Here is a 292-nt window from a genome sequence, read left to right as displayed (position 1 = left end):
AGCCCGTCGGGCCCGGGCTGCGGCTTGGCGAACAGGGCGCGCTCGACGGCGGCCGTCCCGGGGCTCGCCGGCCAGGAGAAGAGCGCCAGGTCGAAGTCGCCCGCCGCGAGGTGGGCGGTGACGAATCCCTCCCCGTCCACGGCGCGCGGGACCGCGGCGATGCCCACCCTCGCCAGGTCCGCGGCGACGGCGGCGGCGATGCGGCGGGCGGTGGCCGAGCCGGCGGGGATCAGCAGGTCGAGGGTGAGCGGCCTGCCGTCCCGGGCGCGGACCGCGGCGGGCAGGGCGGGGG

Annotated in this window: 1 pseudogene; it reads right to left on the bottom strand. The window is 80.8% G+C overall.

The window, feature by feature from the left end:
- Nucleotides 1-292 (bottom strand): annotated as a pseudogene (locus LO771_RS30320) (ABC transporter family substrate-binding protein); the annotation flags it as partial.

It is taken from the genome of Streptacidiphilus sp. ASG 303, from assembly GCF_020991365.1.
Lineage (GTDB): Bacteria > Actinomycetota > Actinomycetes > Streptomycetales > Streptomycetaceae > Peterkaempfera.
This window is presented reverse-complemented; position numbering and strand designations above follow the sequence as displayed.